This window comes from Actinomyces bouchesdurhonensis (genome assembly GCF_963540955.1).
GTDB lineage: Bacteria > Actinomycetota > Actinomycetes > Actinomycetales > Actinomycetaceae > Pauljensenia > Pauljensenia bouchesdurhonensis.
Genome location: NZ_CAUTSL010000073.1, coordinates 1 through 8272 on the forward strand (window position 1 = coordinate 1; position 8272 = coordinate 8272).

Annotated in this window: 6 protein-coding genes; 2 read left to right on the plus strand and 4 right to left on the minus strand. The window is 65.9% G+C overall.

The annotated features are described in order from the left end of the window. Nucleotides 1-65: 65 nt before the first annotated feature. The 4 genes from RYL44_RS09420 to RYL44_RS09440 all read right to left on the minus strand — a co-directional run bounded on the left by RYL44_RS09420 (nt 66) and on the right by RYL44_RS09440 (nt 4246). Nucleotides 66-1097, minus strand: a complete 1032-nt coding sequence (locus tag RYL44_RS09420; protein WP_314805611.1) for a D-alanine--D-alanine ligase family protein — start codon at nt 1095-1097, stop codon at nt 66-68. Nucleotides 1098-1119: 22 nt separating this feature from the next. Further along, complete coding sequence (locus tag RYL44_RS09425; protein WP_314805613.1) at nt 1120-2448, minus strand: aminotransferase-like domain-containing protein; 1329 nt, start codon at nt 2446-2448, stop codon at nt 1120-1122. A gap of 112 nt (nt 2449-2560) precedes the next feature. Next, entirely contained in the window at nt 2561-3847 is a 1287-nt protein-coding gene (locus RYL44_RS10245; RefSeq protein WP_390883823.1) for an ATP-binding protein, read from the minus strand. A gap of 210 nt (nt 3848-4057) precedes the next feature. Continuing rightward, a complete protein-coding gene (locus tag RYL44_RS09440; RefSeq protein WP_314975812.1) occupies nt 4058-4246 on the minus strand; it encodes a hypothetical protein in 189 nt (62 codons plus the stop codon). 691 nt (nt 4247-4937) lie between these two features. Between RYL44_RS09440 and RYL44_RS09445 the strand changes: the two genes are divergently transcribed. Continuing rightward, nucleotides 4938-6977 carry a TIGR03773 family transporter-associated surface protein gene (locus tag RYL44_RS09445; RefSeq protein WP_314975813.1) on the plus strand — a complete coding sequence of 680 codons (2040 nt, stop codon included), beginning with the start codon at nt 4938-4940 and terminating at the stop codon, nt 6975-6977. Between the two features lie 29 nt (nt 6978-7006). Beyond that, a partial coding sequence (locus tag RYL44_RS09450) for an anchored repeat ABC transporter, substrate-binding protein (protein ID WP_314975815.1) occupies nt 7007-8272 on the plus strand: 1266 nt, incomplete at its 3' end.

Here is an 8272-nt window from a genome sequence, read left to right on the forward strand (position 1 = left end):
CGCAATCCCAACCTAAACCCGGAACTTAAGCACCACGTTCGTGACCGATAGTCCGCAAATGGCCCCTAGTCGCCTTCGACAGGCGCGTCCGCGGGGATATCGGCGGCGCCACCAACGCCAGTCACGCCACCAGCATCGCACCCGCCGACCACGCGGCCACCAGCCACAAAATCAACGATGTCCGCGCACAGCCGCGCAAACGACGAATCCTCCAGCGCATCCGCGGCCTGGGGCAGCAGCGACGTGTCCGTCATGCCGGGAGCCACGTTCGCATCAATGAACCAGCACGTACCCTCGTCGTCAACCACGAAATCCATGCGCGACAGATCACGCAGGCCAAGAGTCGTGTGTGCCTCGACGGCCGCCGCCTGCAGATCCGCCAGCGTCTCCGAAGAGAGACGAGCAGGCACAAAATACACGGCCTCGTCCGTCGTGTAACGCGCATCGTAATCGTAACGACCATCGTCCGTCGCAACCTCAACCGGAGGCAGCGCCACAGGCCCACCCTCCAAATCCACGACCGACACGGCCACGTCACGACCCTCAATGCGCTGCTCGACCATCAGACGCTGCCCATACGCGAACGCATCAACCATCGAGCGACGCAGCTCCTTCGCGTTATGCGCCGTCGAAATACCCAACGCCGAACCCCCATCCGTCGGCTTAATGACAACCGGGAACGACACGGAACCCTCCAACGCCGACAGCACATTCGACGCGCCCAACTGGCGGAAAATCGCCTGCGGCAGCGTCACCCAGCCCGGCGTCGCCAACCCCGCGGAACCCAGCAGCGCCTTCGCCGTCGGCTTGTTCGACGCGAGCATCGCCTGCACCGCCGACGACCCCACGAAAGGCACGCCCACGGACTCCAGGAACGACTGCAACGACCCATCCTCGCCAATCGAACCGTGCACGAGGGGCCACACGACGTCCGGGGAGAAGGACTCGATCGCGCCCGCCAGGGACGCATCCACATCCGAAATCACGACGTCGTAGCCCGCCTGCGTCAGGATGTTCGCGACACGACGACCCGAACGAACCGACACGTCACGCTCGTGCGTCAGGCCGCCAGAGATAATGAGAACTTTCGTAGCCATAATGTGTTACTCCTAGGGAACCTTAACGGGCGGACTCAGCCCCGGCCTCGTCGATCGAAGCGGTGCCGAACATGTCGACCATTTCCTTCTCAGCGTTCACGACCGTCGACAGGCGACGCACGCCCTCGCGAATGTCCTCGGGGGTCGGGTAGCAGAAGGACAGGCGCATGTGATTCGACCCCTGGCCGTCGTAGAAGAACGCCGTCCCCGACACGTAGGCGACCTGGGCGCGCACCGCGCGCGGCAGCATCGACTTCGCGTTGAGGCCCTCGGGGAGCGTCACCCACGTGTAGAATCCACCGTCCGGCACCGTCCACGAGCACGACGGCATGTACTCCTCGAGCGCCGTCAGCATCGCGCGAGCACGCTCCGCGTACATTGAACGGAAGGACTTCACCTGCCCGTACCAGTCGTAGCTGCCCAGGTAGTCGGCGATCGCCATCTGGCCCACCATCGACGGGCACAAGATCGCGGACTCGAGCGCCAGCACCAGCTTCGCGCGGATCGCGTGCGGCGCGTACGCCCAACCGATACGGAAGCCGGGCGCAAACATCTTCGAGAAGGAACCCAGGTAGACGACGCCCTCAGGGCTGTACGAGGCGATGGCCGGCAGGGGGTCGTTATGGAAGCCGAGCAGGCCGTAGGGGTTGTCCTCGACGATCAGGACGTGCTCGCGCAGGCAGATCTCCGCGATGATGGGTCGGCGCTCCGCGGAGAGCGTCACGCCCGCAGGGTTGTGGTAGTTCGGGATGATGTAGATGAACTTGATGGTGCGGCCCGAGGCGCGCACGTCGCGGATCGTCTCGACCAGGGCCTCGGGAATGATGCCGTGCTCGTCCATGGGGACGTGCACGACGTCCGCCTGGCGCGCGCGGAACACGCCCAGGGCGCCCACGTAGGAGGGGGCCTCGGCGAGGATCACGTCGCCCGGGTTCACGAAGAGCTCGGTGACGAGGTCGAGGGCCTGCTGGCTGCCCGTCGTGACGACCACGTCGTCGGGGTCGGCGCCGATGATGCCGTCGTATGTCATGACCTCGGTGATCCGCTCGCGCAGCACCTCCCAGCCCTGGCCGCTGCCGTACTGCATGGCCTGCGCGCCGTGGTTGCGCACGAGTTTCTCCGCGGACGCGGCGAGCTTGTCGAGGGGTAGGTCCTTGAGGTTCGGCATGCCGCCGGCGAGGGAGACGACCTCGGGGCGCGAGACCACGGAGAAGAGCGCGCGGATTTCCGATTCGCGCAGATTGTGTGCGCGTTCCGCGTAGGCGTCGAACCAGGGGTCGAGGCGGTTTCCTTGCGCGGGCGTGAGCCCGGACGAGGCCGGGGTCGCGCCGTTGGTCGAAGGCTGAGTCAAGGCATGCCATCCTTTGCATGAAGTCACGTTCAACGTATAGGTCAAGTGTGCCACTTTCCGCGGCTCACGGGGTAGCGAGGCCGGTGGTTGGGCAGATGTTTCACGTGAAACATTAGGGCTCGATACATGCATAGGGAAGGACGAGCAGACCGTCGTCGCACTGGTAGGCGAACTCCCCGTGGCCCACGATGAAACCAAGGAAAGAAGGTTCGGAGGTCCTGGCCATAGGGTTACCGGTCATGAGTGCGTGAAACCTGTGAAGGCGTTCCACGGCACGATCAGTAATTCCCATCGATGATAGTTTGACCTCGAACGCACCCCAGCGCCCGTCAGCGAGTTCGATGATGAAGTCGACCTCGAGACCTTTGTCATCACGGTAGTAGGCGATGGAGTTTCCGACACCAGGAAGCGTGTCGGTGAACGTGAGGAGATCACGGCAGACGAGAGTCTCAAACAATCCGCCGAGAGTCTGAGTATCGCGTAGCAACTTGCTGGGGGATAGGCCGAGCATGGCTGCAGGTAGGGAGGGATCGACGAAGTAGCGCTTGGGCTTGATGCGAACACGTTTCTTTCCGCGAGCTGCGGGTTCCCATCCGGGCACATCTTCGAGTAGGTACATCGTGCGGAGGTCGTCGAGGTAGGCCCTAATCGTGTGACGCGATTTCTCTTCACCTTCGCTGCCCATATCCTTTGACAGTGTGCTCATTGTCGGAGCTTGCGCAAGATTCATGCTGAGAGCGCGTAAGAGCGACCGTGTTGTGTCTGGAGATCGGCGCAGCTGAGGCATGTTTACCTCAATGAGGTTGCGCAGGTACTGTGCCGGAGTTTCCAACGCATCTTCGTCATCGAGATCAAGAATCGACGGCCATCCTCCTCGGCAACACCAACGCGCAACGCTTTCGATAGAGCTTTCGCATCGTTGCGAAGTGATCCCCTTGCCGTCAAAAAGACCGCGGAGGCTTACGCCTCCTGGAGTCGCTCCGGCCTCGTATGAGGTCATTGGCCGCATGTGAACGCGAGCAATACGCCCTGCGCCGCTGTGCCTGAGTGTCTCAATATCGTGTGGTGCGGAGGACCCTGTGAGGATGAACTGTCCTCGTTCACCAGCGGACGAATCGATACGAGAACGAACCATATCCCAGATCTGAGGCACCTCCTGCCACCCGTCAATGAGGTGTGGGCGCTCGCCAGAGAGTACGAGATCGGGGGAGGACTGGGCGGCTAGAAGCGTTGATGGGTCAGTGAGCAAGTCAGCACTGCCAGCATGCGCAAGTGAGGTCCAGGTCTTTCCGCACCATTTGGGCCCGGCTATTTCAACAGCGCCGAAGGATCGCAGCAGTTGGTCGATACGCCGGTCGATTGCTCGAGGGCGGTAGTTCTCCGGACGTACAGCCTGCATCTGAACCTCCTATGATCAGCGAATATGTAGAGCATTATACATTTTCCACCAATCTTGGTATACATTTTCCACCCAAAAGACTAGGCATTTTCCACCCATGTAACTGTCGCGACCACCGGCACCGCGGCCAGGCCGCGACGGCATGCAAAAAGTCCGCAGCCCATGCGGGTCTGCGGACTTGCGTGGAACTCCGGCGGCGCCGGAATTCGATCAGTGGCGGTCGGCCTTGCGCGAACGCTTCGCGTCGGCGAGTTCGTTGAGCTGGTCGATGTGGGCCTGGGCAACCATGACGTCGATGGTGGAGAACATAGCGGACTCCTCGTGGGATCGTGTATTCGTGTGTTCCTGCTTGGCGAGGTAGGGGATCGCCCGGCGGGTCTCGCGCGAGGAGCGTGCCAACGCGGGTGGCGTCGGCGCGACCCTGCGTGTCAAACAAGAAAAGCGCCGGACGAGCTTGGCAGCTGTGTCAGGCGCTTAATAGTTATAGCTTATCCCTGCAAAAACACTTAATCAACCGTTCGGACAGTTAGATAGCTCGCATCGAAAACCGAGCAATTGCAAAGCAAAGTGGCCTGCACGCGGTTATCACATGTGTGCGCAGGCCGTCACAATTCGCCCGTTGTGTCGGCTTTGTTCGTCTATAGATCGCGAAATTTCAGTAAATCTGATGATGGTTCGTGCGTGTTCGTCTATCGGGTGTGCGTGTCGGCCTGCATGAGTTGGGGTTGCTCGGCGGTGGGCATTGGGGAAGCAGAAGCGTTGGCATTGGAATCTGCGTGGTACCCGGCGAAGCTCTGGGATCGATCCCTTCAGCCGTTCATCATTAATTTCGCACGTAATTCGGTAGTCAGACAAATTCGCAATGTCGCGAAAACCGCGGAATTTCAACGATGTGACTTCAAAGTTTGAAAGAGTGGAGGGGGAATTACGTGCGAAATTGGAGTGGGGGGCAGGTATTCCCCGGGGTTTCTTGGCTTCGTTGGAGCTATTGCCTGCGGGTCGCGGAACGTTGCGCGGTGTGCGCCACGCTATTAGAATGATAACGATTCTCATTCATATCCATGTGCGAAGCACCTAGAGGACCCCCTCCATGAACCCCACGACATACCGGAACCCGGGCCGCTCAGCTGCCCGGGCTTTCGCCGCAATGGCCCTCGCGGCCACCTCCTTCCTCGTGCCCGGAGCGGCACACGCCGACGAGGCCACCGCAGGAACCGAGGCCGCCAACATGACCGCCGAGGCCTCGACCTCCGACGCCGCCGACGCCACAGCAGACGCCGCGACCTCAGGTAGCGACACAACACGCGCAGAAACAACAGGCACCGCCGACGCGGCCACGACCTCGTCCGAGGCGGACGCTTCCGCCTGCGCGCTCATGCGCACCGCCCCCGCCGGCACCACCGCGACCCTGGACCGCGGCCACGCCGACATCTTCGACCTGACCTCCGACGCGTCCGGCGCGCTGACCCTGCGCATCAAGGAGGACGCCACCGGCTCCGGCGTCATGCGCGAGCCCGAGCAGACCCTCCTCGCCGTCAACAAGTCCACTCTCACCCAGATCCCAGCCGCCGTCAGCCAGGCGACCGGCGCGCCCGCCGCCGCCTACCTGCTCGGCCAGACCGGCGACAACCAGGCGAGCGTCCTGTGGCCCGGATGGGACACCCTCGGCATCGCGGCGGGCGGATACGACGCCGCGCGCTTCCACGTGACCTACACGGGCCCGGCCGATGGGCGCATCTACGCCTTCACCTCCAGCTTCACCGAGGGCACCAAGGCGGTCACCGCCGACGGCAGCTTCGACCTGGCGCCGGGCGGCGACGACATCGACCAGCCCTACGCCGCCCACAAGCACGTCAACTGGCTGTTCACGCGCGCCGGCCGCTACACGCTGACCGTCCAGGCCAGCGCCTGGACTCCCGGGAACGCCGGCGCCGCCAACGCCCAGTCCGCCGCCCGCACCTACACGATCGACGTCGCCGACGAGGCCTCGTGCCTCGCCGAGTCCGCAGCGGCCCCCTCCACCGACCAGGCGCAGCCCGCCCCCGGCGTGGGCCCCGGCTCCGTGGACTCGACGAACAATCAGGCCGCGCAGGACCAGGCGGACAACAACGGCACCGGAACGCCCAGCGCCCCCGCCCCCGGCGCGACCGGAACCACCGGAACGACCGGCACGACGACCGGCACGACGACCGGCGCGAACCCCGCCCCCGCCTCGGGCGAGCGCACCACCACAGGCACCACCACCGGCGAGCGCTGCGTCGCCACCCGCATCACCCGCGAGGCCACCGAAGCCGAGGCCGCCACCCTGGCCTCGTCCCAAGCACCCGCGAACACCGCGCGCACTACGCTGACCGTCAGCGTCGGTGAGGGCGCCTCCGGCAACGCGACCGACGGCCACTTCGACCTGGGCCCCGCCATCGACAACGGCACCCTCGTCGCCCGCGTCAAGGACGACCGCAGCCAGCCCGCCCAGTGGGTCGACCCCTCGTCCCTGACCTTCGCCCTCGGTGACGCCGCGCGCATCACCGCGCCCGCGGACCTCGGCTTCGTCGCCACCCCCGGCTCCAGCGTCTGGCTGATCCCCTCCACCCAGATCGCGGGCGTGCCGTGGCTCGGCCTGAACTCCCAGCGCGAAGAGATCGTCACCGGCACCACCGGCCCCGTCCAGTTCACCCTCGACGCCGTCGAGGGCCCCGGACGCGTCGCCGTCTTCAACGCGGGCGCGCTCGGCTCCGGCGTCGGCGAGCACGTCTTCGACGGGCCCGGCACCGGCTACACGCTCGGCGCCAACACGCACGCCCACCAGAACTGGGTGTTCACCGCGCCCGGCACCTACACGCTCACCATCACCATGCGCGTCACCCCCAACGGCGCGGCGCTCGCGGGCAGCGGCTTCGGGTCCGGCGGCGACCTCACCGCCACCGGCGCGACCGGACCGAGCGGGCGACCCATGGTCTCCCAGGTCGTCGGCCGCACCGCGTCCGGCAAGGACTGCGACCTCTCCCTGGCCACCACCGGCGCCGACACCATCCCCCTGACCGTCGTCTCACTCACGTGGGCGCTCACGGGCGCGGCCTGCGTGTGGGTGGGCGCGATCGGACGCCGCCGCAACCTGCGCGCGCAGTCGTGACCCCTCATTCACGAGGCCGACTCCCCTTCATCCCCCGCCTCCCGTCTCGTGGGTGGCGGGGGAGTGGGCGTGCGCTCGCCGCCTCGACGTTAGCGCTCACGGTGACCCTGGCGGGGTGCGCGCCCGCGCCCGACCCAGCATCCGACGGTGAACTGCGCGTCGTCGCCACGACCGGCATCCTCGCCGACCTCGTGCGCAACGTTGCTGGAGACCGCGCCCACGTCACGCAGATGGTGCCCGGCGGGGCGGACCCGCACTCGTGGGAGCCCTCCCTGCGCACCGTGCGCGACGTGGCCTACGCGGATGTCGCCTTCTCCAACTACCTCATGCTCGAGGAGCACGCCCTCATCCGCGCCCTCGACTCCAACCTGCCCGCCGGCTCGCGCTCCGTCTCCGTCGCCGAAGAGGCCGCCAAGAACGGCGCGACCATCCTTCCCCTCGTCGAAGACCGCGCCCTCGACACCCCGTGGCTCGGCATGCGCGTGTGGGGCGACGGCGCCGACATGGGGGCCACCCGAGCCTCGCAGATCGACCTGACGACCACCGGTGTCGACGGGCCCGGCGAGGCCGCCGCCTACCTCACCACGTCCTTCGGGCAGCCCGAGATCGCCTTCGCCTCCTCCGACGGCTTCAACGCCGCGACCGGATACGACACCGACACCGCGCAGCTGCCCGCCGACGCCCACCAGCACATGAGCTGGGCGTTCACCGCCCCCGGCGTGTACCGCGTCCACTTCCGCGCCAACCTGCGCACCACCCCCGGCGCCACGCCGGTGGGCGTCGGGGAAGGCACCGCCGTGTTCGCCGTCGGCACCCCTCCCGAGGACATCGCCGCCGCCGAGGGCCGCCGCGTCCTGTCCGCCGGCCACGCCGACATCACCGTCAACCTCACCACCAAGCGCGTCGAACTTGCCTCCGACGCCGGAGCACTCGGCGGGGACGAGGCCTCGGCCCCCTGCGTGGGAGCAGGAACCACGGGCGCGGCCGTCGCCTCCACCATGGAATGCACCGACCTCGACCACGTCGTCATCGAAGTGCCCACCCGCGCCCTCACGACCATCCCCGGGGAGGCCTCGTTCCGCTTCATCGGCGAGCCAGGCGCCAGCGTGTACATGCTGCCCCAAGCCGTCCTCGGCAAACACGTCCACGGCGACATCGACCCACACCTATGGCACGACGTCCACAACGCCCAGGCCTACGTGCGCGTCATCCGCGACACACTCATCTCCGTCGACCCGAGCGGCGAGGCCACCTACCGGGCCAACGCGGCCGCCTACCTGACGCGCCTCGACGAA

What these genes read in the sequence shown, in the direction of transcription:
- RYL44_RS09420 (WP_314805611.1), bottom strand. Translation starts at nt 1,097, where the DNA reads ATGGCTACGAAAGTTCTCATTATCTCTGGCGGCCTGACGCACGAGCGT.
- RYL44_RS09445 (WP_314975813.1), top strand. Translation starts at nt 4,938, where the DNA reads ATGAACCCCACGACATACCGGAACCCGGGCCGCTCAGCTGCCCGGGCT.
- RYL44_RS10245 (WP_390883823.1), bottom strand. Translation starts at nt 3,847, where the DNA reads ATGCAGGCTGTACGTCCGGAGAACTACCGCCCTCGAGCAATCGACCGG.